Annotated in this window: 20 protein-coding genes; 6 read left to right on the top strand and 14 right to left on the bottom strand. The window is 70.4% G+C overall.

What is annotated here, in order from left to right; all coding sequences use genetic code 11:
• Positions 1-23: 23 nt before the first annotated feature.
• Positions 24-1,391: a 4-aminobutyrate--2-oxoglutarate transaminase gene (gene gabT / locus KRR39_RS04670; RefSeq protein ID WP_216940955.1), complete on the top strand. Its 1,368-nt coding sequence runs from the start codon at positions 24-26 to the stop codon at positions 1,389-1,391.
• A 389-nt stretch (positions 1,392-1,780) separates the two neighbouring features.
• Here gabT and KRR39_RS04665 read toward each other — a convergent pair whose 3' ends face one another.
• Together KRR39_RS04665 and KRR39_RS04660 are read right to left on the bottom strand one after the other, a co-directional pair.
• The gene (locus KRR39_RS04665) at positions 1,781-4,021 is read right to left on the bottom strand and encodes a glycoside hydrolase family 3 C-terminal domain-containing protein (RefSeq protein WP_216940954.1); all 2,241 of its coding nucleotides are present in this window, start codon (positions 4,019-4,021) and stop codon (positions 1,781-1,783) included.
• A gap of 25 nt (positions 4,022-4,046) precedes the next feature.
• Complete coding sequence (locus KRR39_RS04660; protein WP_216940953.1) at positions 4,047-4,223, bottom strand: hypothetical protein; 177 nt, start codon at positions 4,221-4,223, stop codon at positions 4,047-4,049.
• Positions 4,224-4,282: 59 nt separating this feature from the next.
• Between KRR39_RS04660 and KRR39_RS04655 the strand changes: the two genes are divergently transcribed.
• A complete protein-coding gene (locus KRR39_RS04655; protein WP_216940952.1) occupies positions 4,283-5,683 on the top strand; it encodes a recombinase family protein in 1,401 nt (466 codons plus the stop codon).
• Positions 5,684-5,907: 224 nt separating this feature from the next.
• Here KRR39_RS04655 and KRR39_RS26495 read toward each other — a convergent pair whose 3' ends face one another.
• The 7 genes from KRR39_RS26495 to KRR39_RS04620 all read right to left on the bottom strand — a co-directional run bounded on the left by KRR39_RS26495 (position 5,908) and on the right by KRR39_RS04620 (position 15,039).
• Positions 5,908-6,660, bottom strand: a complete 753-nt coding sequence (locus KRR39_RS26495; protein ID WP_436972028.1) for a rolling circle replication-associated protein — start codon at positions 6,658-6,660, stop codon at positions 5,908-5,910.
• 382 nt (positions 6,661-7,042) lie between these two features.
• A complete protein-coding gene (locus tag KRR39_RS04645) occupies positions 7,043-7,705 on the bottom strand; it encodes an HNH endonuclease (RefSeq protein WP_216940950.1) in 663 nt (220 codons plus the stop codon).
• Positions 7,702-8,979: an AAA family ATPase gene (locus KRR39_RS26630; protein WP_216940949.1), complete on the bottom strand. Its 1,278-nt coding sequence runs from the start codon at positions 8,977-8,979 to the stop codon at positions 7,702-7,704. Before KRR39_RS26630 ends, KRR39_RS04645 begins: the two co-directional genes overlap by 4 nt.
• 313 nt (positions 8,980-9,292) lie before the next feature.
• Entirely contained in the window at positions 9,293-10,462 is a 1,170-nt protein-coding gene (locus KRR39_RS04635; protein WP_216940948.1) for a DUF222 domain-containing protein, read from the bottom strand.
• 182 nt (positions 10,463-10,644) lie between these two features.
• On the bottom strand, positions 10,645-11,841 hold the full coding sequence (locus tag KRR39_RS04630; protein ID WP_216940947.1) for a saccharopine dehydrogenase family protein: 1,197 nt from the start codon (positions 11,839-11,841) through the stop codon (positions 10,645-10,647).
• 3 nt (positions 11,842-11,844) lie between these two features.
• Entirely contained in the window at positions 11,845-13,275 is a 1,431-nt protein-coding gene (locus tag KRR39_RS04625) for a gamma-aminobutyraldehyde dehydrogenase (RefSeq protein ID WP_216940946.1), read from the bottom strand.
• A 132-nt stretch (positions 13,276-13,407) separates the two neighbouring features.
• A complete protein-coding gene (locus tag KRR39_RS04620) occupies positions 13,408-15,039 on the bottom strand; it encodes an amidohydrolase (protein ID WP_254185514.1) in 1,632 nt (543 codons plus the stop codon).
• A gap of 147 nt (positions 15,040-15,186) precedes the next feature.
• Here KRR39_RS04620 and KRR39_RS04615 point away from each other — a divergent pair, with 147 nt between their 5' ends.
• Both KRR39_RS04615 and KRR39_RS04610 read left to right on the top strand, forming a co-directional pair.
• Positions 15,187-16,599: an aspartate aminotransferase family protein gene (locus KRR39_RS04615; RefSeq protein WP_216940945.1), complete on the top strand. Its 1,413-nt coding sequence runs from the start codon at positions 15,187-15,189 to the stop codon at positions 16,597-16,599.
• 97 nt (positions 16,600-16,696) lie between these two features.
• Complete coding sequence (locus tag KRR39_RS04610) at positions 16,697-17,182, top strand: hypothetical protein (RefSeq protein ID WP_216940944.1); 486 nt, start codon at positions 16,697-16,699, stop codon at positions 17,180-17,182.
• On the opposite strand, the gene KRR39_RS04605 is transcribed toward KRR39_RS04610, so the two are convergent.
• From KRR39_RS04605 to KRR39_RS04585, 5 genes are read right to left on the bottom strand one after another with little or no spacing between them, the layout of a single operon-like run.
• On the bottom strand, positions 17,068-18,465 hold the full coding sequence (locus tag KRR39_RS04605) for an NAD(P)/FAD-dependent oxidoreductase (RefSeq protein WP_216940943.1): 1,398 nt from the start codon (positions 18,463-18,465) through the stop codon (positions 17,068-17,070). The genes KRR39_RS04610 and KRR39_RS04605 overlap by 115 nt on opposite strands.
• Position 18,466: 1 nt before the next feature.
• Positions 18,467-19,270: an ABC transporter permease gene (locus KRR39_RS04600; protein WP_254185513.1), complete on the bottom strand. Its 804-nt coding sequence runs from the start codon at positions 19,268-19,270 to the stop codon at positions 18,467-18,469.
• Positions 19,267-20,178, bottom strand: coding sequence for an ABC transporter permease (locus KRR39_RS04595; protein WP_254185512.1), 912 nt, complete (start codon positions 20,176-20,178; stop codon positions 19,267-19,269). Before KRR39_RS04595 ends, KRR39_RS04600 begins: the two co-directional genes overlap by 4 nt.
• Positions 20,175-21,362, bottom strand: a complete 1,188-nt coding sequence (locus KRR39_RS04590) for an ABC transporter ATP-binding protein (protein WP_216940942.1) — start codon at positions 21,360-21,362, stop codon at positions 20,175-20,177. The genes KRR39_RS04595 and KRR39_RS04590 overlap by 4 nt, the downstream gene beginning before the upstream one ends.
• Positions 21,363-21,367: 5 nt before the next feature.
• Complete coding sequence (locus KRR39_RS04585) at positions 21,368-22,546, bottom strand: polyamine ABC transporter substrate-binding protein (RefSeq protein ID WP_254185511.1); 1,179 nt, start codon at positions 22,544-22,546, stop codon at positions 21,368-21,370.
• Between the two features lie 288 nt (positions 22,547-22,834).
• Here KRR39_RS04585 and KRR39_RS04580 point away from each other — a divergent pair, with 288 nt between their 5' ends.
• Complete coding sequence (locus KRR39_RS04580) at positions 22,835-23,281, top strand: Lrp/AsnC family transcriptional regulator (protein WP_216942379.1); 447 nt, start codon at positions 22,835-22,837, stop codon at positions 23,279-23,281.
• Complete coding sequence (locus tag KRR39_RS04575) at positions 23,266-24,675, top strand: NAD(P)/FAD-dependent oxidoreductase (RefSeq protein WP_216942382.1); 1,410 nt, start codon at positions 23,266-23,268, stop codon at positions 24,673-24,675. Before KRR39_RS04580 ends, KRR39_RS04575 begins: the two co-directional genes overlap by 16 nt.
• The last annotated feature ends 71 nt before the right edge of the window (positions 24,676-24,746 follow it).

Here is a 24,746-nt window from a genome sequence, read left to right as displayed (position 1 = left end):
TGCGGACTGACTACGCTGACCGGGTGACCGAGACAGCCAGCGGCCCCGGCGGCCCGACCCTCCCCCAGGAACGACGACTCGTCACCGAGGTCCCGGGGCCCCGCTCCCGCGAGAAGCTCGAGCGGCGCGCCCGGCACGTCGCCCGCGGCGTTGGCACCACGCTGCCGGTGTTCGTCGAGGCGGCCGGAGGCGGCGTGCTCGTCGACGCCGACGGCAACTCGCTGATCGACCTGGCCTCCGGCATCGCGGTGGCCAGCGTCGGCAACGCCGCCCCGCACGTCGTGGACCGGGTCGTCGAGCAGGTGCAGGCGTTCACCCACACCTGCTTCATGGTCACGCCGTACGACGTCTACGTCGACGTCTGCGAGTTGCTCGCCGAGCTCACGCCCGGCGACCACGAGAAGCGGTCCGCGCTGCTGAACAGCGGCGCCGAGGCGGTCGAGAACGCCGTGAAGATCGCCCGCGCGCACACCGGCCGGGACGCGGTGGCCGTGGTCGACCACGCCTACCACGGCCGCACCAACCTGACGATGGCGATGACCTCGAAGTCGATGCCCTACAAGCACGGGTTCGGCCCGTTCGCCGGCGAGGTCTACCGCGCCCCGATGTCCTACCCGTTCCGCGAGCCGGTGCTGGCCGACGGCCCGATCAGCGGCGAGGCGGCCGCCGACCGGGCGATCGACGTGCTTGAGAAGCAGGTGGGGGCCACCAACCTCTCCTGCCTGGTGATCGAGCCGATCCTCGGCGAGGGCGGGTTCGTGGTGCCGGCGCCGGGGTTCCTGCCGCGGCTGAAGGCGTGGACCGAGGCGCACGGCATCGTGTTCGTGGCCGACGAGATCCAGACCGGCTTCTGCCGGACCGGCGACTGGTTCGCCTGCGAGCACGAGGGCGTGGTGCCCGACCTGGTCACCACCGCGAAGGGCATCGCCGGCGGCTTCCCCCTGGCCGCGGTCACCGGGCGCGCGGAGATCATGGACTCCGTGCACGTGGGCGGCCTGGGCGGGACGTACGGCGGCAACCCGGTCGCGTGCGCCGCGGCGCTCGGCTCGATCCAGACGATGCGCGAGCTCGACCTCGCGTCGCGCGCCCGGGAGATCGGGACCCTGATCCACGCGAGCCTGACCGCGATCGCCGACAAGCACGCGAGCGTCGGCGACATCCGAGGCCGCGGCGCGATGATGGCCGTCGAGATCGTCGGCGCGGGCGGCAAGGTCCCTGACGCCGCCCGCGCCGGTGCCATCTCGGCGTACTGCCACTCCCAGGGCGTGGTCACGCTGACCTGCGGCACCTACGGCAACGTGCTGCGCTTCCTGCCGCCGCTGGTGACCTCGGACGCGCTGCTCACCGAGGCGTTCGGGGTGGTGTCCGCCGCGTTCGACGCGACCGCGTGAGTTGCGACGTTCCGGCCCGGAGGGCCGACCGGGTGCCTACCCTGATCCCGTAGGGCCTGGGTGAGGCCCTCCGGGAGAGTGACGGAGCAGCGCCGTGGGAGTTTCCGTGAGCGGGTCGGGCGTGACCTTCACCGCGGTCCGCAGGCTGTCCGTCGTGGTGGTCGTGGTCTGCGCGGTGCTCGGCTACCTCTACGGACCCGCCTTCGCCCCCGCGATGCGCACCGCCGCCATCGGCCAGTGCAACGAGCACGCCCAGGGCAACTGGCGCAGCTACCGGCTGTCGTGGGAGGTCGGCGTCTCCCCCGCACTGGATGTGCGCGGACGCCAGCCGGCCCGAGGAGAAGGCGGTCAGCCTCGGCTGGTGGACCAACCCCTTCACGGGCTAGGCCTCACGCCAGGCGCTCGACCATCGCGGCGAGCTGCGGCCGGTCGATCGGGACGTTCCCGAACCCGGCCAGCGCCTGCATCGGGAAGTTGCCGATGATCGTCAGCATCTGCGCGTCGCCGAGGGTGCCGGTGAAGCGGCCCTCCTCGTCGGTGCCGACGGCCTCGGCGAGGGCCGCCCGGCCGTCCGGGTCGGCCAGCCACTCCTCCAGCGAGGACATCGGCCCGAGCGGGGCCGCGACCCGCGGCGCGTCCACCTGCACGGTGACGCTGCCCCGGAGGTCCCGTGACGACGCCCCGACGTGCAGCACGAACTCGCCGGCCTCCAGCACCCAGTCGCGCACCGTCTCGGACCAGAACGAGAAGTCCCGCGAGGCCAGCTCCAGCACGGCGTCCGCGGACTCCCCCGGCGCCAGGTCCAGCTTGGTGAACCCCTTCAGCTCCCGGACCGGCCGGGCGACCGAGGCGTCCACGTCCTCGACGTACAGCTGGACGACCTCCTGGCCGGCCCGGTCCCCGGTGTTCGTGACCCGGCAGGTGACGGTGACCGTGAGGTCTCCTCCCGCGTGGCTCCCGGCGACGTCCACGGTGGGGGCGTCGTAGGCGAAGGTCGTGTAGGACAGGCCGTGCCCGAACGGGTAGCTCACCACCTGCTTCTTGGCGTCGTGGCCGCGGTAGCCCACGAAGATCCCTTCGCCGTAGCGCACGTGGCCCGAGTCGCCCGGGAAGTTGAGGTAGGCGGTGGTGTCCTCCAGAGACACGGGGATGGTCTCCGCGAGCCGGCCGCTCGGGTTGGCCGCTCCGAGCAGCAGGTCGGCGACCGCTCCCCCGGCCGCCTGACCGGACAGCCAGCACTCCAGGATCGCGCCGGCGTCCTGCTCCCAGCCCGCCGTCAGCACGGCCGAGCCGTTGGCGAGCACCACGACCACCCGGTCGTTGACGGCAGCCACCCGGTGCAGCAGGTCGACCTGCTCGGCCGGCAGGTCCATGTGCGCGCGGTCGAAGCCCTCGGACTCGTCCTCGGCCGCCAGCCCCAGGAACAGCACGACCACGTCGGCGGCGCCGGCCAGGGCGACGGCCTCCTCCCCGGTGCCGGGGTCGAAGGTGACCTCCACCCCGTCCGGTACGGCGGCCCGCAGCTCGTCGAGCGGCACGTCGAGCCGGGTCGGGTTGACCTGCGAGCTGCCGGCGCCCTGGTAGCGCGGGGTGCGGGCGAACTCGCCGAGCACCGCGACGGTCTGGCCCGAGGACAGGGCCAGCGGCAGCACGCCGCCGTCGTTCTTGAGCAGCACCGCGCCCTCGCGGGCGGCCACCCGGGCCAGGGCGTGGTGCGCCTCGTAGTCGACGGTCGTGCCGGGCCGCGCCTCTGTGGTGGCGCTGTCCACCAGCCGCAGCATCCGGGCGACGGCCACGTCGAGCACCGCCTCGTCGAGGTCACCGGACCGCACGGCCTCCACGATCGCGACGTCGCTCCACCCGAGCTGCGGCGGCATCTCCAGGTCGAGCCCGGCGGCGACGGCCGCGACCCGGTCGTGCACGGCGCCCCAGTCGGAGACCACGACGCCGTCGAAGCCCCACTCGTCGCGCAGCACGGTGGTCAGCAGCCAGGGGTCCTGCGAGGTGTGCGTGCCGTTGAGCCGGTTGTAGGAGCACATCACCGTCCACGGCTGCGCCTCCTTCACGATCTGCTCGAACGCCGGCAGGTAGATCTCGCGCAGCGTGCGCTCGTCCACGTCCGCGCTGACCCGGACCCGGTCGGTCTCCTGGTTGTTGGCGGCGAAGTGCTTGACCGAGGTGCCGACGCCCTGGCTCTGCACGCCCTGCACGAACGCCGTACCCAGGGCTCCGGACAGCGCCGGGTCCTCGGAGAAGTACTCGAAGTTGCGGCCGCAGAGCGGCGACCGCTTGATGTTGACGCCGGGCCCGAGGAGCACCGCGACCTCCTCGGCCTGGGTCTCGACGCCCAGCGCCTCGCCGACCCGGCGGGCCAGCGGCACGTTCCACGACGAGGCGAGCGCGGACGCGGTCGGGTAGCAGGTCGCCGGGTTGCTGCCGCCGATGCCCGCGTGGTCCGCCTCGGCCGGCTGCTTGCGGAGGCCGTGCGGACCGTCGGTGACCATCAGCGCGGGGATGTCGAGACGCTCCACCGGGGCGGTGTGCCAGAAGTCCGAGCCCAGGCACAACGACGCCTTCTCCTCGAGGGTCAGCTCGGCCAGGATCTTCTCGATGTCACGGTGTCCGCTCATGGGCAGGACCCTAGGGTGATCCGCGTCACCGGTCGAGGGTCAGCGCGGCCGGTCTCACGAGGACGTCGGCGCGGGTCACGTAGTGACGCGGTAGGTCCGGTGCAGGGGGGCTGGTCCACTCGTAGGTGGTCTCGCCACCGGGCGGATCGCTCAGCGGGTCCTCGGGGACCCGCCGGTAGGCCCAGCCGGCGAGGGTCTTCATCCGGTGGTGCCGCCGGCACAGGCAGGCCAGGTTGTTCGCACATCGCTAGTGTGACCCGCATGAGAACACCGGTCGCGGCAGCGATCTACACCCGAATCTCCAGCGACGTCGAGGGTCTCGGCCTGGGCGTGACCCGCCAACGCGAGGACTGCGAGAAGTTGGCCGCATCCCTGGGCTGGGGCGTGGCCGACGTGTACTCCGACAACGACGTGTCGGCCTACTCGGGCAAGCGTCGCCCGGAGTACGAGCGGATGCTCAGTGACCTGGCGGACGGGCACATCGACGGCGTGCTGGTCTACCACATCGACCGGCTGACCCGGCGACCGATCGAGTTGGAGGAGTTCGTCCAGGCGGTCGACGCCGCCAAGGTCAAGCACGTGCGGTTCGTGACCGGTGATGCCGACATCAGCACCGGCGACGGCCTGCTGGTCGCGCGGATGCTCTCAGCGGTCGCGGCCTCGGAGTCCGCGACGAAGTCCCGGCGGGTGCGTCGCAAGCAGGAGCAGAACGCGGCAGCGGGCAAGCCCCACAAGGGATCGACGCGCCCCTTCGGCTACGAGTCGGACCACCTGACCGTCCGGGCCGAGGAGGCCGAGGTCTACCGGCAGGCCGTCGCCCGGTTCCTCGCCGGAGAGTCGACCCGCTCGATCGCGTCCTGGCTCAACGCCCAGGAGGTCCCGACCGTCAAGGGTGGGACCTGGGGAACACCCACCCTCAAGGGGATGCTGGTCAACCCCCGCTACGCCGGACTCCTGGTGCACAGTGGCGATGTGGTGGGGGCCGGGACGTGGGAGCCGATCATCAGCGAGGACGACCACCGCCGGGTGCTGGCCAAGTTCGCCCAGCGCATGAACAGCGGACGCCGTGCACCGCAGCGGTATCTCCTGAGCGGCATGACCCGCTGCGGCAAGTGCGGCAACACCATGTACTCCGCCTCCCGCATCGATACCCGACGCTATGAGTGCCGCAGCGGCCCGGACCATGGCGGGTGCGGGAAGTCGACGGTGATCGCCGACCCGGTCGAGCGTCTGGTGGCCGACTTCGTGCTCTACCGACTCGACTCCGCGGAGTTGGCTGACACACTGCGCGGCAAGTCCAGCGCTGATGCCCGCACCAGCGAGTTGAGCGCGGTGGTGGACCAGGCGAGCGAGCAGCTGCAGGAACTCGCAGCGGCCTACGGCATGCGTGACATCAAGATGACCGAGTGGATGACCGCCAAGAAGCCGATCGAGCAGCGGCTCGAGAACGCCCAGCGGCAACTCGCCCAGGTCACCCACTCCACCGCGCTGATCGGGCTGGTCGGCAACGGTGAGGAACTAGGCCGCACCTGGGGCGCTCTGAACCTCGACCGGCAGCACGCGATCGTCGAGGCCCTGGTCGACCACGTCCTGATCGGACCCGGCACCCCCGGAGTCGCCCGCTTCGACCCCGCCCGCGTGAGCGTCGTGTGGCGCCACTGAGCGACCGGCACCGGTCCGCGTGCTCCCGCTGCGCGGGTGCGCGCGCGGCCCCGGCACCGGCGCGCCCAGCAGCACCCCCACCCGCCGGACCACGATCGGATCGGTGACCTTGACCGGGACACCCTGCGCGGCACACGAGTCAGCGACCATCGCAGCGATCACTTCGGCCGGCAGACCACTCAGCCCCGTGCCTATGACGCGGCCGGCGGGCGAGGCTGGGCCGTTCACCACTGCACCCACAGCGCTGGGGGACCTTGCCAACCCTCTTGCTCCGAGGAGAACCACTGCTGCGACGGGGCGAGGCCTCCGAGCATCCGTGACGCGCCACCGATGACCTCGTCAACCGAGTCCCCCCACACCTGAACCCGCTCCGGCTGAAAGCCTTCCGCCACGTCATAACGCTTGAGGTGGCGCACCCGCTCGTCGGTGAACGACTTTCCGACGTACTTCGACAGGTAACCCGCAGCCTTGCGTGCCTCTTCCAGCCGACCCGAGCCCACGGGCAGGTCGGAGAGCAGTTTGATGCTCACGAACCCGTGGCCCCAGGCATCGCGGATCAGGCTCTGCCGGACGAACTTGCCCACCGCGAAGTGCGCATGCAGCCCATGGCCGCCGGGGTGCCACTCAGGCACCCACACGTACGGAAAGGGCTCACCGCCAAGCGCGGTGCGCAGCCGACGGAAGAACACCCCCAGGTCCGCCCGCACCTGGGCGGGGTCATGACAGCCCGCACCCCGGTAGGTCAGCGTGCCCAGACGATTCAGCCTGTTGGCCGCGCAGTAGCGGCGCAGCCGTCCCCGAGCCCGACGCGCGGCCTCAGCTCGTGACCGTTCCGGGTCAGCAGGGCCGCCCCGAGACGGTGAGCGACGTCGCGACGGGACGAAGCAGCCCCCGCCCTCGGCAGCGGCAGGGCACAGCGTGAGCAACCATCCAGACCGGACAGAGGGTTCACGGACAACAGAAGAAGCATCGAGCATCGGCGGGCACTTTCGGGCGCAGTCATAGGGACTGGTCCCGTGCGACTGCCCGCTCTAGTTAGTGCCGCCCTCTCATGACCGTGCAGTCGTCTCCGGTCACCGTGGCCCGGGGAGATCGCCCGGCCTGGCTGATGTCTTCTGTTATTGGAACGGGTTTTCCCCGGACTCTTCGAACCACGCACAGGATGCCCGACCAAGACGCGAGGTGCCAGCGACACGCCGAGAATGCCCGCTGACCTCCCTGCCCCAGGTGGCCAGCGGCATCCGCCCCCCCCACGCGGGGAAAAGCGTCCCGCGCGGGGCCCCTGCAGACCCGAGAAGCCGCCGCCGCCTGGGGCTGGTCCGAACGAGTTGTGTTGCTAACTCAAGTCAAGAACAACCATCAAGCGGCGTCTTCATCGGCATCCGACAGTGGAAACCCCTGTGAGGACAGGAACGCCGTCACGGCACGGGTAAAGTCGCCATCGGCAGCATCGAGTCTGATGGACTCCGCCAGCACGGTTCTCTTGGCGCCCTGGGATGTCGCCCAGCGCTCAAGCATCTCCCGCACTTCTAGCAGTCGCGCTCGTCGCCTGTCAGCCAAGTCAAAGCGATTCAACTTCAACTTCTTGATTGTCACTTCTGCCTGTTCGTCGCCAGCAACCCAGTCCACAAGGTCTCCCCAGAAGATGACGCGGGACTCAACATTGTCGGTGTAGGGGTTGAGAACTGCATGAGTTGGATCCCAATAATCCGACTTCGCCTTGTTGCAGACCTCGCAGGCTGAAGTCAAATTATGCCAATCGTGCGCAAGGTCAGCACGCAACGCCTTAGGGAGAATGTGCTCTACGTGGGGATAGGCGACGTGGCCGATGTGGGCCTCACAATAAGCGCAGCGCCCATTCGTCTCCTGGGTCAGAGCCTCCCGGATTTCTGGATGACCCCAGTGTTCAAACTTTTTCTTCTCCCTGGCACTCAATCCCGAGGCCGCAACATAGTCCGCTGTCCAGGTGGGGCCGTGCGTGACCAAAGCCTGTGGCTCAGGTTGCTTCGACAGTGCTTTCACTCGAAACTATCCTCGGCGACTGAATCAGAAATTCTTTCCACGGCTTCGGGGAACTGTCCAACCAGTCCGGCATTATTCAACTCTGCGCGTAGTGCGCGCATCCGCTCCGTGGAGACCGATCCCGCGAGGTACTTGCTTACAATCTCGTCAAACTCCTCAATCGCCCACGAGGGGTACGTGCTGTCAAGACCCAACACTCGCCGTAGCGTCTCATCTGCGCTTGCGGCCTTGTTTATGTAATCCAGTTTTCGACTTTCCACCCGGCGCTCGTTGTTGTAGTCGAGGACGTACACATTCGAGTCTTCAACTGCCGTTACTACAAACGGGCTATGCGTGGCGACCACAAACTGTGCAAGCGGGAACGCCTGCAGCAAGTTGGGCATCAAGTCCCTCTGCAGACTGGGGTGTAGGTGGTTCTCCGGCTCATCCATGACCACCGTCATAGCGGGATTTACGCGAGACTTAAGGAATAATTGCCAAGCTATCTCAAGAATGGCGGATATTCCGCCGCTAGCCTCGTCGATTACGAAGTCGTCGCTTGAAGTTTGCAGGATTACGTCCGGCGCCCGCACCCGGAGTGCCTCAAACCCAAGCGACTTCGGCATTAAGGTTTGGGCTATTCGCTGAAAGCCATGCCAGATGTCGAAGGCGTCCTGATTGAAGTCCACCGAATCGTTGCCCCTGGTCCCGAACACGGCGGCTGAGATCAGGGCCTCTTTCATCGCCATCTGCGGAGGGCGCCCACTCCACCCGCCGGCCCAGCGTTGGCGCGCCTCGTTGGCGAACTGTTCAAAAAGTTGATCTGGCGGCATGAATGACGTTGGAATGGTTGGAACGTGGGTGTAATTTCCCGAGGCCAGGCGGTGCGAAGAGATAAACAAACCCTGCACAGCTTGCTGCGAGTTCAAGGTGATGTCGTACTGAGTTCGATTATTCGGATCTGTTACGGCCGGCACTGAAATCACGGTCTCAGCTCCATTGGCATAGCCAAGGGTTCCAACCGTGTCCCACAAGCCTGGCTGCTGCAAGACTCTGCGTGCTCTCCGTCGCCCCAAGGTATGCCACGCGTTGCCGCGCTTAACCCGAACTGGAGACGACGAGTACCCCCGCGCCCAATTAAAGTGGCGGGCCAATAGGGCCAGGAGCGTGCTTTTTCCGCTCGCATTGGCACCTGTCAACACAGTCAGTCGCGGATGTATCTCCAAGTCCACGGACTCGAACTGGCGCCAGTCCTCGACGTGAAGTCGCCGGAAGCCTTCGCGCGTGTCATTCATGAGGGATGTTTACCACGGAGCAAGCTGCTGCTCGTGCAACCAAGCCGTCTCGACCGAACAGGGGGCGGATGAACGACTTGCGTGGTTCCTGGTCCCGGTGCCCTTCTGCCCTTGCCCGTCTGCTCGGCGTGATCGCTGCTAACTGGGTGTCTTGAGGAATTGCTGGGTTGCTCGAGCGTGTGCCGCCGCTGCACCTACACGGGCAAGCCGACCGTGCTGACACCTCCATAAGCGGGATGGACTAGCGACTGGCGAGGTTCGCCGGGCTGGTCTGCCCGGGTGGTCCGCCCTGGTCGGGGGGGGAGGTAGGGGCCTAGGTGGTCCAGGTCGCAGGACCGGGCGTCGGTGCTGCAGCCGGGGAACACGCAGTGCCGGTCGCGCAGCCGCACCAGCTCCCGCATCCACCCCGGCGCGTCGTGGCCGTCCACCGCGTCGGTGCGGGTCGGGTCCAGGACCGGTCGCACGGTGACCCCGGCCAGCCGTTGCAGCCAGTCCCGCAGCAGGGCCAGGGTGGCGGTGCCGAGCCGCTCCACCGACCCGCCTCCCGGGAGGGGTCGGCCAGGTCGGCGGCGTCCACGTGCAGGTAGCGGGTGCCGTGCGCCCCGTTGAGTCCCGGCGCGCCGGGGCCGGGCGACGTCTCGGGATCCGACTGCGGGCCGTGGGCCCGGGCGAGGGTGCGTTGCGGGTGGGCGAGCATCCCGAGCGCGGTGGCCCGCCGGAGGTCGAGGGGGCGGTGGTCGCCGAGCCGGCCTAGGGTGGAGGCGAGGTCGGCCAGGGTGGAGTCGAGGTCCAGGGCGTCCAGGGTGTCGAGCCGGGCGGTCATCGTGGTCACCGCGGTGGAGTCGCGGTGCTCGAACCAGACGCCGCGGTGCTCCAGGGCGAGCTGCTCGACGGCGGCGGCCTGGTCCGGGTCGCAACGCAGCCGGGCCTCGTGCAGCACCGGGTTCAGCGAAGGAACCCGGTTGTGTCGGCCGGCCACCGCGAGGTGCCGGTCCACGAACGCCACCGACGCGGAGCCCAGTCCGGTGGTGGCGCGGGCGACCTGGCGGGCCTTCCAGGCCTGCAGTCGGCCGTCTTGGACCAGCGCCCACAGCCGGGGCAGCCGGAAGCACAGCTCGACGGCCTCACCGACCAGCCGCAGCCCGGCGGCGAAGGACAGGTCCAGCGCGGCGGCCAGCTCCTCCACGGCGTACTGCGCGATGCCCGGGGTGCCCGGCCCGGCCAGCGGGACCTCGCCGTGGAGGGCGAGCCCGTGCCCGAGCGGCCCGGGCCGGGTGCCGGCCCCGAACACCGCGGCCGGGGTCTGCTCGGTGACCGGGTGCAGGTCCACCCAGGCCACCGCCGCGGCCAGCAGCCGGGCCTCCTGGTGGTCCGCGGTGCGGCGCGCGGTGACCACCGCGTCCAGCACCGCGGACCGGTCCAGGTCCCGCAGCCCGGACACGTCGGTGTCCGGCTCGAACCCGGGATCGGCTGTCGTGGTCATGGGTCGAACCTAGACGCGACCACCGACAGTTTCTGTGCCGCGATGAGACAGAATCCCTTTGTCCACAAGGGGAATCCCCAAGCTTGCGTCAGTCGGTCGCAGACGCTGCGGCGTTGAGCCGGGACCACGCCTCCGAGAACGCGTGCCCGCGAACCCTGTCGTGCCAGTCGCCGTTGGAGCGTTCAGTCGTCGCGCTGACCCCAGGGTGCGCCGTACTCGGTCAGCAGGTCGAGGAACGGCACCGCGTCCAGGGCCTCCGGACCGAGCACGCCGGAGCCGGACCAGCTGCCCTTCGCGAGCAGCTCGAGTGCGACCACGGGGTTGACGGCGGTCTGCCACACGACGCACTGGTGGCCGTACTCCCGCATCGACCACTCGTTGTCGACCACGTGGTAGAGGTACGTCGACCGTGGTCGGCCATCCTTGCCGGTGCCGGTCACCTGGAGCCCCGCGCAGGTCTTGCCGCGCATCCGGTCACCCAGGGTCGCCGGGTCCGGCAGGCAGGCGGCGACCACGTCGCGCGGGCTGACCTCGACGCCGGAGGCCCGCACCTTGTCGGTCCTGTCGAGGCCGAGCTTGTGCAGCGTCTTGAGGACGCCGATGAACTCGTCCCCGAGTCCGTACTTGAAGGTGGCCCGCTTCGCGTCGACCCAGCGCGGCATCAGGAGCACCTCCTCGTGCTCCACGTTGACGCACTCGACGGGCCCGATGCCCTCGGGGAAGTCGAACACCTCGGGCTCGCTGAACGGCGGGGTCGTGAACCAGCCGCGGTCCTTCTCCCAGACGACCGGCGGGTTGAGGCACTCCTCGATCGTGGTCCAGATCGAGAACGACGGCGCGAAGTCGTACCCCTCCACGGTGAGGTTGGCGCCGTCGCGCACGCCGAGCTCGTCGATCTCGCTGAACAGGTGGTCGGCGGCGTACCGCGCGAACACGTCGGAGAGCCCGGGCTCGACACCGATGCCGCACAGCGCCAGCCGCCCCGCGGCCTCCCACTCGGCGGTGACCGCGAACTGCTCGTCGCCGAGCTTCACCCCGACGTGCGAGTACGGCGCGGAGGGGTGCGGCCTCGACAGGCTCATCGCCATGTCCAGGTAGTCGGCGCCGGCCGCGAACGCGCCCTCGAAGATCGGCATGACGAACCGCGGGTCGACGGCGTTCATCACGTGGGTCACCCGGTGCTCGCGGGCGAGCGCGGCGACGGACTCCGAGGAGGAGGCGTCGACGTGCGCGGCCACGAACCGCGGGTCGACGGCCGCCCGCTCGGCACGGGCCAGGTCGTGGTCGGCGATCACGATCGCCTCGTAGAAGTCCCGCCGCTGGGCGATGGCAGCGAACGCAGCGCCGACGCCGCCGGCGCCGACCAGGAGGATCCGCATCCTCTACTCGCCGATGTAGGACATCACGTGCTTGATGCGCGTGTAGTCCTCCAGGCCGTACATCGACAGGTCCTTGCCGTAGCCGCTCTGCTTGAAGCCGCCGTGCGGCATCTCCGCGACGATCGGGATGTGGGTGTTGATCCACACGCACCCGAAGTCCAGGCGCTTGGCCATCCGCATCGCGCGGCCGTGGTCCTTGGTCCACACCGAGGACGCGAGGCCGTACTTCACGCCGTTCGCCCAGCGCAGCGCCTCGCCCTCGTCGGAGAACTTCTGCACGGTGATGACCGGGCCGAAGATCTCCTCCTGGATGACCTCGTCGTCCTGTCGCAGGCCGGACAGCACGGTCGGCTCGTAGAAGTAGCCACGCTCGCCCTGGCGGTGGCCGCCGGCGTCGACGCTGGCGTGGTCGGGCAGCCGGCCCACCATGCCGGAGACCCGGTCCAGCTGGTTCTGGTTGTTCAGGGCGCCGTACAGCACGTCCTCGTCGGGCGCTCCGGTCTTGGTGCTGCGGGCCTGCTCGGCGAGCGCGGCGACGAAGTCGGCGTGCACCCCAGGGCCGGCGAGCACGCGGGTCGCGGCGGTGCAGTCCTGGCCGGCGTTGAAGTAGCCCGCCATCGCGATGCCCTCGGCGGCCGCCTCGACGTCGGCGTCGTCGAAGACGATGACCGGCGCCTTGCCGCCGAGCTCGAGGTGCGCCCGCTTCAGCTGGGCGGCCGCCGACCCGGCGACCTCCATGCCGGCGCGCACGGAGCCGGTGATGGACACCATCTGCGGCGTCGGGTGCTCGACCAGCGCCCGACCGGTGTCCCGGTCGCCGCAGACCACGTTGAACACGCCCGGCGGCAGGAACTCCTGGGCCATCTCGGCGAACAGCGTGGTCGAGGCGGGGGTGGTGTCCGACGGCTTGAGGACCACGCAGTTGCCGGCGGCCAGCGCCGGGGCGATCTTCCAGACCATCATCATCAGCGGGTAGTTCCACGGCGTCACCTGGGCGACCACGCCGATCGGCTCGCGGCGCACGGAGGAGGTGTGGTCCTTCATGTACTCACCGGTCGCGCGGCCCTCGAGGACCCGGGCGGCGCCGGCGAAGAACCGCAGCTGGTCGACGCACGGCGGCAGCTCCTCGCTCGCGGTGAGCTCCAGCGGCTTGCCGGTGTTCTCCGACTCGACCCGGACGAACTCGTCCGCCCGGGCCTCGAGGGCGTCGGCGATCTTGAGCAGCGCCCGCTGCCGCTCGGCCGGGGTGGTGTCGCCCCACGCCTCGAACGCCGCGTCGGCCGCCTTCATCGCGCGGTCCACGTCCTCGGCCTTGGAGGCGGGCGCGGCGGCGTACACCTCGCCGGTCGCCGGGTTGATCAGGTCGTACGTCGCGCCGTCGGCGGCGCCCACGGACTCGCCGTTGACGATGTTGTGGAATCTCAGGTCGGCCATCGAGGGATCACTCCTGCGTCCGGGTGGGTCGGTGGGGCGAGCCTACCCAGCACGCAACGAAATCGATACGCCTCAGCCGTGATGGCGACGAAATCGCTCCCGAAATGACGGAGATCCCGTGCATTCCGCTGCTCAGGCCCGGTAGACCGCCGCACCCTCGACGTACGTCGCGACCACCCGCGTCGACCCGATGCCGGCCGGGTCGCCCGCGAACGGGTCCCGGTCGAGCACCGCGAGGTCGGCGGCCAGGCCGGGTGCCAGCACGCCGGTGTCGTCGAGGTGGTTCACGTGCGCCGAGCCGCTCGTGTAGGCCGCCCACGCCTGCTCGACCCCGAGCGCCTCGCCCGGCAGGAACGGCGCGCCGGGCTCGTCGGGGTCGACCCGGTTCACCGCGACGTGCAGCGCCGCGAGCGGGTCGGGCGTGCTCACCGGCCAGTCGCTGCCCATCGCGAGCCGGACGCCGGCGCGGGCCAGCGACCCGAACGGGTATTGCCAGCCGGCCAGCTCCTCGTCGAGGAACGGCAGCGTCATCTCGGTCATCGCCTCGTCGTTGACCGCCCACAGCGCCTGCAGGTTGGCGGTGACGTCGAGCTCGGCGAACCTCCTGCGGTCCGCCGGGGCGACCACCTGGAGGTGCGCGACGTGGTGCCGACCGCGGGAGCGACCGTTCGCCGCGCGGGCCGCGGCGAAGGCGTCGAGCGCCTCCCGCACGGCGCGGTCCCCGATCGCGTGGACGTGCACCTGGAAGCCCTCGGCGTCCAGCCGGGTGACCGCGTCGAGGAGCACCTGCGGGTCCACGAACGACAGCCCGCTGTTGTGGGTGTGCCCGCCGCAGCCGTCCCTGTAGGGCGCGGACAGCCCGGCCGTGTAGTTCTCGACGACCCCGTCCTGCATGACCTTGACCGACCCGGCGTCCAGCCGGCCGACGGTGTACGTCGCCCGCCGCTCGACGAGCCGCTCGACCTGCTCGAGGCCGGCGTCCCGCTCCCACCACAGCGCGCCGCGCACCCGGGCGGTCAGGGTGCCGGCGTGCACGGCCCGCAGGTACGCCGACGCGGGGTCGCCGTTGCCCGCGTACACGCCGAGGATCGCGTCCTGCCAGGCGGTGACCCCCAGGGAGTGCAGGTAGGCCTGCGCCACGTGCAGCCCGGCGTCGTGCTCCTCGTCGCTGGTCGGCGGCACGTGCGCCTGCACCAGCGCCATCGCGCCCTCGTGCAGCGTGCCGGTGGGCGCGCCCGCGGCGTCGCGCTCGATCCGGCCGTCCGCGGGGTCGGGGGTGGCGCGGTCGATGCCCGCGATCCGGAGCGCCGCGGAGCTCACCCAGGCGCCGTGGTGGTCGCGGTTCGGCAGGAACACCGGCCGGTCGCCGACGACCGCGTCCAGGTCGGCGGCGCGGGGCCCGATGGGCCCGAAGGCCGGCATCGCCCAGCCACCGCCGAGCACCCACGCGCGGTCCGGGTGCGCCGCGACGTACGCCCGGACGGCCGCGAGGTACTCCCCCGGTGTGGACAGCCCGGTGAGGTCGCAGCGCAGCCGCTCGACCCCGCCCTGGACCGGGTGCACGTGCGCGTCCTGGAAGCCGGGCTGCACGACGCCGCCGGCCAGGTCGACCACCTCGGCGCCGGGCGCGGCGTACGCACCGAGGTCGGCCTCCGGCACGACGGCGACCACCCGGCCGTCCGCGACGGCGAGGCCGTGCCCGTGCAGGTAGGTGCGGCCGTCGAAGACGTGCCCGTTGCGGAAGACCAGGTCGGCGATGTTCACGGACCCATCCTGCCTACGGAATCCGTAGGAACGCCAGCCGACAGCACCGGAGTCGGTGGACGAACTCGGCTTGTGACGACGGAATCACTTGCACCGGCCGCATCGGACCGGCACCATGGAGACACCCACCTAGGAGGAGATCCACCGATGAAGCACCAGCCTTCCCTGCCGCTCGACGACGAGGCCTACGCCGGACTGCAGAAGTCGGCCCGCGAGCACCTGTGGATGCACTTCACCCGGATGTCGAGCTACGACCACGGCGACGTCCCGATCATCGTCAAGGGCGACGGCGCCTACATCTGGGACGCGAAGGGCCGCAAGTACCTCGACGCACTCGCCGGGCTGTTCGTCAGCCAGGTCGGCCACGGCCGCACCGAGCTGGCCGAGGCGGCCGCCGCGCAGGCCAAGGAGCTGGCGTTCTTCCCGCTCTGGTCCTACGCGCACCCCAGCGCCATCGAGCTCGCCGAGCGGGTCGCGAACTACGCCCCCGGCGACCTCAACCGGGTCTTCTTCACCAGCGGCGGCGGCGAGGCCGTCGAGACCGCCTGGAAGCTGGCCAAGAACTACTTCAAGCTCACCGGCAAGCCGATGAAGCACAAGGTGATCAGCCGGGCGGTCGCCTACCACGGCACCACCCAGGGCGCGCTGTCCATCACCGGTCTGCCCGCCCTCAAGGCGCAGTTCGAGCCGCTGGTGCCCTCCACGTTCCGGGTCCCGAACACCAACTTCTACCGCGCGCCCGAGCGCTTCCAGGGCGGCACCGACCAGGACCTCGAGGACTTCGGCCGCTGGGCCGCCGACGAGATCGCCGTCGCCATCGAGAACGAGGGCCCCGAGACGGTGGCCGCGGTCTTCCTCGAGCCCGTCCAGAACGCCGGCGGCTGCTTCCCGCCGCCGCCCGGCTACTTCCAGCGGGTCCGGGAGATCTGCGACGAGTACGACGTGCTGCTGGTCAGCGACGAGGTGATCTGCGCCTTCGGGCGGCTGGGCCACATGTTCGCGGCCGAGCGCTACGGCTACCAGCCGGACATGATCACCTGCGCCAAGGGCATCACCTCCGGCTACGCCCCGCTCGGCGCGATGATCGCCTCCGACCGGCTGATGGAGCCGTTCCTCGAGGGTCAGGCGAGCTTCGCCCACGGCTACACGTTCGGCGGCCACCCGGTGTCCACGGCGGTCGCGCTCGCGAACCTCGACATCTTCGAGCGCGAGGGCCTCAACCGGCACGTGCTCGACAACCAGGACGCGTTCCGCGCGACGCTGGAGAAGCTCAAGGACCTGCCGATCGTCGGCGACGTCCGCGGCGACGGGTACTTCTACGGCATCGAGCTGGTGAAGGACAAGGCAACCAAGGAGACCTTCAACGAGCCCGAGTCGGAGAAGCTGCTGCGCGGCTTCCTGTCCAAGGCGCTCTACGAGTCCGGTCTCTACTGTCGCGCCGACGACCGCGGTGACCCGGTCATCCAGCTGTCGCCGCCGCTGATCTGCGGCCAGGAGCACTTCGACGAGATGGAGCAGAAGCTGCGCTCCGTGCTCGAGGTGGCCGGGACGAAGCTGTAGACCACGCGAGAGAGGGGCCGACCTGACCAGGTCGGCCCCTCTCGTCGTTCCCGCAGGTCAGCCGACCGTCCGGGCCACCGTGCGGCAGACTGCTCCCGTGAGCCACGTCGTCGCGCCCCCGAGCTCCGTGCTGCTCCTCGTCGGCCGCGAGGACTTCACGGTGCCCTCGACGTTCGCCGGCGGGACCTGCGCCGCCACCCACGACTGCCTCGTCGTCGGGGTGCGCACGGCCGCGGACGGGCCGACCGAGGTGAGCCTCTCCCCCGCGCCCGGGTCGGCGGCCCTCGGCGAGCTCGGGAGCTTCGCCCTCGAGTCCGAGGGGCTGCTGTCGCTGCGCGACGTCTGGGGCCGGGAGTACGACGCGATCGGCGCGGGCCCCGGCACGGTCACGGTGACCGTCTGGGCCAACGACCCCCCGGGAGCCCGACCGGCTGCACCTGCAGGTCGACCTGTCCGGCTGAGGGCGCCTCAGGAGTCGAAGCCGAGCCCGGCCCGGTCCAGGGCCTTCAGCCACAGGTTCCGGCGGCCGCCCCGCTGGTCGGCCCGGCCCAGCGACCACCGGGTCAGCTGCACGCCGGTGTAGCGCAGCGGCTCCGGCGGGAACGGCAGCGGCCGCTCGCGGACCATCCGCAGCCGGGTCCGCTCCGACTCCTCGCCGGACAGCAGGTCGAGCGCGACGTCGGCGCCGAAGCGGGTCGCCGCGACCCCCAGGCCGGTGTAGCCGAGCGCGTAGGCCACCCGCCCGTCGTACGCCGTGCCGAAGAAGGCCGTGAACCGGGTGCAGGTGTCGATGACACCGGCCCACCGGTGGGTGAACCGCAGGCCCTCGAGCTGCGGGAAGGTCTCGAAGAAGTGGCCGGCGAGCCGCTCGTGCGTGCGGCCCTGCTCCAGGTCGCGGTCGATCCGGCTGCCGTAGTGGTAGACCGCGTCGTAGCCGCCCCACAGGATCCGGTCGTCGCGGGTCAGCCGGTAGTAGTGGAACATGTTCGAGGCGTCGCCCACGCCCTGCCGGCCCTGCCAGCCGATCGCGGCCCGCTGCTGGGCCGAGAGCGGCTCGGTCATCAGCACGTAGTCGTAGACCGGGACCGTCATCAGCCGCAGCCGGCGCAGCAGCGCGGGGAACGCGTTGGTGCCGAGCAGCACCTGCCGTGCCCGGACCTCGCCCTGCCGGGTGCGCACGTGCAGCGCCCCGGCCCGGCGCTCCAGAGCGGTCGCCTTGGTGCCCTCGTAGACCCGCACCCCGGCGTCCAGGACCGCCTGCCGCAGCCCCCAGGCCAGCCGGGCGGGCTCGACCATCGCCGTGCCCGCGCGGTCCCACAGCCCCGCGACGTACGTCGGGGAGGCGACCTGCGCCTGCACCTCGGCCCGGTCCAGCAGCCGCACGTCGTGGCCGGCCGCGGCCAGCTCCGCGGCGTGGGCCGCGAGCTCGTCGGCCTGGTGCGGGGCGGTGGCGACCGTGAGCTCGCCGGTGCGCTCCCAGTGGCAGTCGATGCCGTGCCGGCGCACGGTGTCCGCGATCCCGGCGAGGTTGGTGGCACCGAGCCGGTCCAGCTCGCCGAGCTCGTCGGGCCAGCGCTCGAGGCCGTTGGCGAAGCCGTGGGTCAGGCTGGCCGACGCGAACCCGCCGTTGCGGCCGCTGGCCTGGTCGCCGCAGTGCCCGGCCTCGACGAGCACCACGTCGACCGACGGGTCGCGCTCCTTGGCGCGCAGCGCCGCCCACAGCCCGGTGTAGCCGCCGCCGACCACCAGCAGGTCGGCCGACTCCGGTCCGTGCAGGTCCGCCAGCGGCGCGGGCCGCGCGGGGTCCTCCAGCCAGTAGACAGACGGCGCGGCGTCGACCAGAGACCGGTCGGCTGCGGACCGCACGTCAGGCGGCGGCGGGGCGACGCCGTCGCACGACCCCGCTGCCGAGCACGAGGAGCAGGGCGATCATGAACATCACGGTGCCGATCACGTTGACCTGCGGCGGGATGCCCCGCTGCGCCGACCCCCAGACGAACATCGGGAACGTGATCGTGTTGCCGTGGTTGAAGTTCGTGACGATGAAGTCGTCGAACGACAGCGAGAAGCTCAGCAGCGCGGCGGCCATGATGCCGGGGAACACCAGCGGGAAGGTGATCCGCCAGAACGCCTGCCACTCGTTGGCGTACAGGTCCATCGCGGCCTGCTCCAGGGACTGGTCGAGACCGGCCAGCCGGGCCTTCACGGTCACCACCACGAACGACAGGCAGAACATGATGTGGGCGACCAGGATCGACCAGAAGCCCAGGCTGCCGGACAGCCCGGCGCTGGTGAACAGGGCCAGCAGCGAGGAGCCCATCACCACCTCGGGCGTGGCCATCGGCAGGAAGATCAGCAGGCTGGTCGCGGCCCGGCCGCGGAACCGGTGCCGCACCAGGGCGAAGGCCACCAGCGTGCCCAGCAGGGTCGCGCCGACGGTGGCCAGGAAGCCGATCTGCAAGCTGGTGACCACCGAGCCGCACATGCCGCTCGGGCCGCACGGGTCGGTCCAGTTCGCCATCGTGAAGCCGTCGAACTCGTAGGACAGCCGGCTGGTCGGGTCGTTGAACGACATCAGCACGACGAAGAAGATCGGCAGGAACATGTAGAGCAGCACGAGCATCGCGGCGCCCATCACCACGTGGTCGGCCAGCCAGCGCCCGGCCCTCACAAGAGCTCCTCGGTGCCGGCCCGGCGCACGTAGAACAGCACCATCACCACGATCGCGAGCATCAGCACCACCGAGCAGGCCGCCGCGGCCGGGTAGTCCAGCTGCACCAGGAACAGGCTGTCGATGACGTTGCCGATCATGTACTGCCGCGGGGTGCCGAGCAGCTCGGCGTTGATGTAGTCGCCGGCCGCCGGGATGAACGTCAGCAGGGTGCCCGCGACGAGGCCCGGCATCGACAGCGGCAGGGTGATCTTGCGGAACGAGGTGAACCCGTTGGCGTAGAGGTCCTTGCCGGCCTCGATCAGCCGCAGGTCGATCTTCTCCAGGCTCGCGTACAGCGGCAGCACCATGAACGGCAGGAAGTTGTAGGTCAGCCCGGTGACCACCGCGACCGAGGTGGCCAGCAGCCGCCCGTCCGGACCGAGGATGTGCAGGGCCTGCAGGGCCGAGACCACGAAGCCGTTGTCGGACAGGATCGACTTCCAGGCCAGCGTGCGCACCAGGAAGCTGGTGAAGAACGGCGCGATCACCAGCACCAGCATGAAGTTCTTCCAGCGTCCGGCCTTGAACGCGATCGAGTACGCGAGCGGGTAGGCCAGCAGCACCGCGAGACCGGTGGCCACGCCGGCGTACAGCAGGGAGCGCAGGAAGGGCGACTGGAACTGCTGGAGCGCGTGCCAGTAGTTCGAGAACGACCAGGTCATCGCGTAGCCGGTGTCCAGCGAGCCGTTGGGGTCGTAGAGCGACGTCGCGATCAGCTGGATCGTGGGGAGCACGAAGAAGATGACCAGCCAGAGCATCCCGGGCAGCAGCAGCCAGTAGCCTGCTCTCGGCCGCCGGCGGCTCGGCGGCGCGGGCTCGGGGCCGAGCGAGCCTTCCGCCTCCACGGCCGCCTGGAAGACGCTCACCGCACGCTTCCCGTCAGCGCGGCGTAGGACTCGTCACCGGCGTGCGCGTCCTGGTCGGCGTCGAGCAGGAACGTGTGTGCCGGGATCCAGTGCAGGTCGACCGGGTCGCCCGGACGGAAGGCCTCGCGGGCGCCGCTGTTCTGCTCGAAGACCGTGAGCTCCTGGCCCCAGGGCATCCGGACGAGGTACTGGGTGCTGACCCCGATGAAGCTGACGTCGCTGACCGTGCCGCCGCCGAGGTGGTTGCCGCCGTCGGAGGACTCCGAGCCGGTCCGGGCCAGGAACACCTTCTCGGGACGGACACCGAGCCACACGGTCCCGCTCGTACGACGGGCGCGCGAGGCCGGGGCACCGACCTTGCTGCCGTGCGCGTCGACCACGACGGTGTCGCCGTCCCGCCCGACCACCTCGGCCTTGACCAGGTTGGACTGGCCCAGGAAGTTGGAGACGAAGGTCGTCGCGGGGGCGTCGTACAGCTCCGCGGGCGCGCCCATCTGCTCGATGACGCCCTTGTTCATGACCGCGATGGTGTCGGCCATCGTCATGGCCTCCTCCTGGTCGTGGGTCACGTGCACGAACGTGATGCCGACCTCGGTCTGGATCCGCTTGAGCTCGATCTGCATCTGCCGCCGCAGCTTGAGGTCCAGCGCGCCGAGCGGCTCGTCGAGCAGCAGCACCTGCGGCCGGTTGATCAGCGCCCGGGCCAGGGCGACGCGCTGCTGCTGGCCGCCGGAGAGCTGCGGCGGGCGGCGCTTGCCGAAGCCGCCCAGCTCGACGAGCTCGAGCATCTCGTCGACCTTCGTCTTGACGTCCTTGACCCCGCGGCGGCGCAAGCCGAACGCGACGTTCTCGAAGATGTCCAGGTGCGGGAACAACGCGTAGTTCTGGAAGACGGTGTTCACGGGGCGCTTGTAGGGCTTGAGCCGGCTGATGTCCTGCCCGGAGATCGTGATCGTCCCGCTGGTGGGCTCCTCGAGGCCGGCGACCATCCGCAGCGTCGTGGTCTTGCCGCACCCGGACGGGCCGAGCAGCGCGAAGAACTTGCCCTGCTCGACGACCAGGTCGAGGTCGTCGACCGCGACGAAGGCCCCGAACTTCTTGGTGACCGAGCTGAGCGTCAGGTCCGCTCCCGCGTCGTCGCGGCGGTCGGCGCCCGACCGGGCCTGGGGCGTGGTGTCGACCATCGGGATCAGGCTCCGATCACCGCAGCGAACTGCTTCTGGTAGCTCTGCTCGGTCTTCTCGTCCAGGCCCATGAAGTCCTTGGCCTTGGCCAGGGTGTCCGAGCTCGGGAAGATCAGCTGGTTGTCCACGAGGCTGGAGTCGATCTTCTCCATTGCCTGCTGCGCGCCCTCGACCGGACAGATGTAGTTGACCCAGGCGGCCAGCGTCGCGGCGTTCACCGGGTCGTAGTAGAAGTCCATCAGCTTTTCCGCGTTGGCCCGGTGCTCGGACTTGTTCGGGACGAGCATGTTGTCGCTCCAGAGGGCCAGGCCCTCCTCCGGCGCGACGAACTTGATGTCGGGGTTGTCGAACTGCAGCTGGATGATGTCGCCGGACCACGCCTCGCAGGCCACGACGTTGCCCTTGACGAGGTCCTGGGCGTACTCGTTGCCGGTGAACGCGCGGATCTGGCCGGCGTCGGTGGCCTTCTGCAGGCGGTCGATGGCCTGGCCGAACTCCGCGTCGGTGAAGTCCTCGGGGTCGGCGCCCTCGAGGAGCAGCATGAACAGCATCGTGTCGTGCATCTCCGAGAGCAGGCTGACCTTCCCCTTCAGGTCCGGACGGGTGAGCAGCTCGTCGAAGCTGCGCACCTCCTTGGTCAGCTTGGCGTTGTAGGCGATGCCGGTCAGACCGCTCTGCCACGGCACCGAGTAGTCACGGCCCTTGTCCCAGCTCGGCGACTTCAGCGTGGAGACGAGGTTGGCCTCGACGTTCGGCAGCTTGGTCTTGTCGAGCTTCTGCAGCCAGCCCAGGTTGACCATCCGGGCGGCCATCCAGTCGGTCAGCGTCATGATGTCGCGGCCGGTGGGCTGGCAGTCGGCGAGCTGGTTGCGGACCACGCCGAAGAACTCGGCGTTGTCGTTGACGTCGGTGACGTAGTCGACCTTGATCCCGCTCTCCCGCTCGAACTTCGCCAGCGAGGGATAGACGGTCACCTTCTTGCCGGCTTGCTTGATCTTCTTCTCGTCGAGGTAGAGCGGCCAGTTCGAGAAGTGCAGCGTCTTCTGCGTGGAGGACAGGTCCTTGCTGACGCAGGAGGCCGCGGTCTGCTTGGCGGCGGGCGTGCCGCACGCCGACAGCAGCGCGGGGGCGCCCAGGCCGAGGCCGGCAAGACCGGCTCCCCGCAGGAACGCACGACGCCCCATCGGTGTGGACGCCCTCAGGCGCCGGATGGCATCGGGTCCGGGTGCAGGGTGCGGCATCGCGACCATGTCCTCTCGTCGGCGGGGTTCCAGGAGGGTCAGTGGATCCTGTCAGAGGATCAATCGATCAACAAGGGAATCCGTGGAACGGAAACATTCCCGCAACGAAATCGCTTGCCAAAACGGACTTTGCTCTTTGACGCGCCCCCCGGCGGCGTGCCACGATCAGCCGGGTGACCAGCCGCACCACCCGCAACGGGTCCCCCTCCCCCCTCCGGCTCGCGCTCAGGCGTGGTGCTCGACGACGTCTCGAAGTCGATCATCGAGGAGCTGCAGCAGGACGGCCGGCGCTCGTACGCCGCGATCGGGAAGGTCGTGGGCCTCTCCGAGGCGGCGGTCCGGCAACGGGTCCAGCGGCTGGTCGACAGCGGGGTGATGCAGGTCGTCGCGGTCACCGATCCCCTCGAGCTCGGGTTCGCCCGGCAGGCGATGATCGCGATCCGGGTGCGCGGCGAGCTCGAGCCCGTCGCGGACGCGATCGCGGCGCTCGACGAGGTCGACTACGTGGTGATCACCGCCGGCTCCTACGACCTGCTCGTCGAGGTGGTCTGCGAGAGCGACGAGGAGCTGCTCTCCGTGCTGTCGACGAAGATCCGCACGATCGAGGCGGTCGAGTCCACCGAGACCTTCATGTACCTCAAGCTGCGCAAGCAGACCTACTCCTGGGGTGTCCGCTGAGCCCTACGTCCCCGGCGTGGGCCGGGCTCTCGCTGTGGCACGAGACCGCCGACGACGCGTGGTCCCCCCGGCCCGCCCTGCCCGGCGACACCGACGTCGACGTCGCGATCGTCGGGGCCGGGTTCACCGGCCTGTGGACCGCCTACTACCTCCTGAGCGCCGACCCGTCCCTGCGGGTGGCGGTGCTGGAGGCGGAGACCGCCGGCTTCGGCGCCTCCGGGCGCAACGGGGGCTGGTGCTCGGCGCTGTTCCCCGCGTCCCTGGGCACGATGGCCGCGCTGCCCGGCTCGAGCCGCGGCGCCGCCCTCGCGCTGCACCGGGCGATGCGCGAGACCGTCGACGAGGTGCTCGCGGTGGTCGCCGCCGAGGACATCGACGCCCTGGCCCACAAGGGTGGCACCGTCTCGCTGGCCCGCACCGGCGCCCAGCTCGGCCGGGCCCGTGACGAGGTCGCGCAGGCCCGCACGTGGGGCCGCGGCCCGGACGACGTACGCCTGCTGGACGCCGCGGAGGCCCGGGCGCACCTGGACGCCGCCGGCACGCTGGGCGGGACGTTCACCCCGGACTGCGCCGCCGTGCACCCCGCGCGGCTGGTCCGCGGCCTGGCCCGGGCGGTCGAGCGGCGCGGTGGCCGGATCCACGAGCGCACCCGGGTCCGGGCGATCGAGCCGGGCCGGGCGGTCACCGAGCACGGCGTGGTGCGCGCCGACGTCGTGGTCCGGGCCACCGAGGGCTACACCGTGAGCCTGGACGGCCACCCGCGCGACGTGGTGCCGGTCTACTCGCTGATCGTCGCCACCGAGCCGCTGCCCGACGAGACCTGGGCGCGGATCGGGCTGCGCGAGCGCGAGACGTTCACCGACCACCGCAACCTGATCGTCTACGGCCAGCGCACCGCCGACGGCCGCATCGTGTTCGGCGGTCGCGGGGCGCCGTACCACTTCGGGTCGAGGATCCGGCCGGGCTTCGACCGGGAGCCGAAGGTCTTCGACATGCTGCGCGAGACGCTCGTCGAGATGCTCCCCCAGGTCGCCGGCGCCCGGTTCACGCACGCCTGGGGCGGCGCGCTGGGCATCCCCCGCGACTGGGTCGCCTCGGTCGGCCTGGACCGGGCCTCGGGCACGGCGTGGGCGGGTGGCTACGTCGGCGACGGTGTCGGTACGACGAACCTGGCCGGCCGGACGCTGCGGGACCTGATCCTGCGGCGGGACACCGACCTGGTCCGGCTGCCGTGGGTGGGGCACCGCTCGCGCCGCTGGGAGCCGGAGCCGCTGCGCTGGCTCGGCGTGAACGCCGGCCTGCGGGCGATGTCGTTCGCGGACACCGAGGAGGGGCTGACCGGGCGGCCGAGCGTCGTGGCGCGCGCCGTCGCGCCCCTCGTCGGCGGCCACTGACCGGTCGGCCTGCCCGTCACGGGCCGAGCAGGTATTCGGTCATTACGCCCCGGACCGGCACGTTCCACTTG

Origin of the sequence: Nocardioides panacis, from assembly GCF_019039255.1 — a bacterium.
GTDB lineage: Bacteria > Actinomycetota > Actinomycetes > Propionibacteriales > Nocardioidaceae > Nocardioides_B > Nocardioides_B panacis.
Note: the sequence above shows the minus strand (reverse complement) of the source record. Positions and strands in the feature narration are given on the sequence as shown.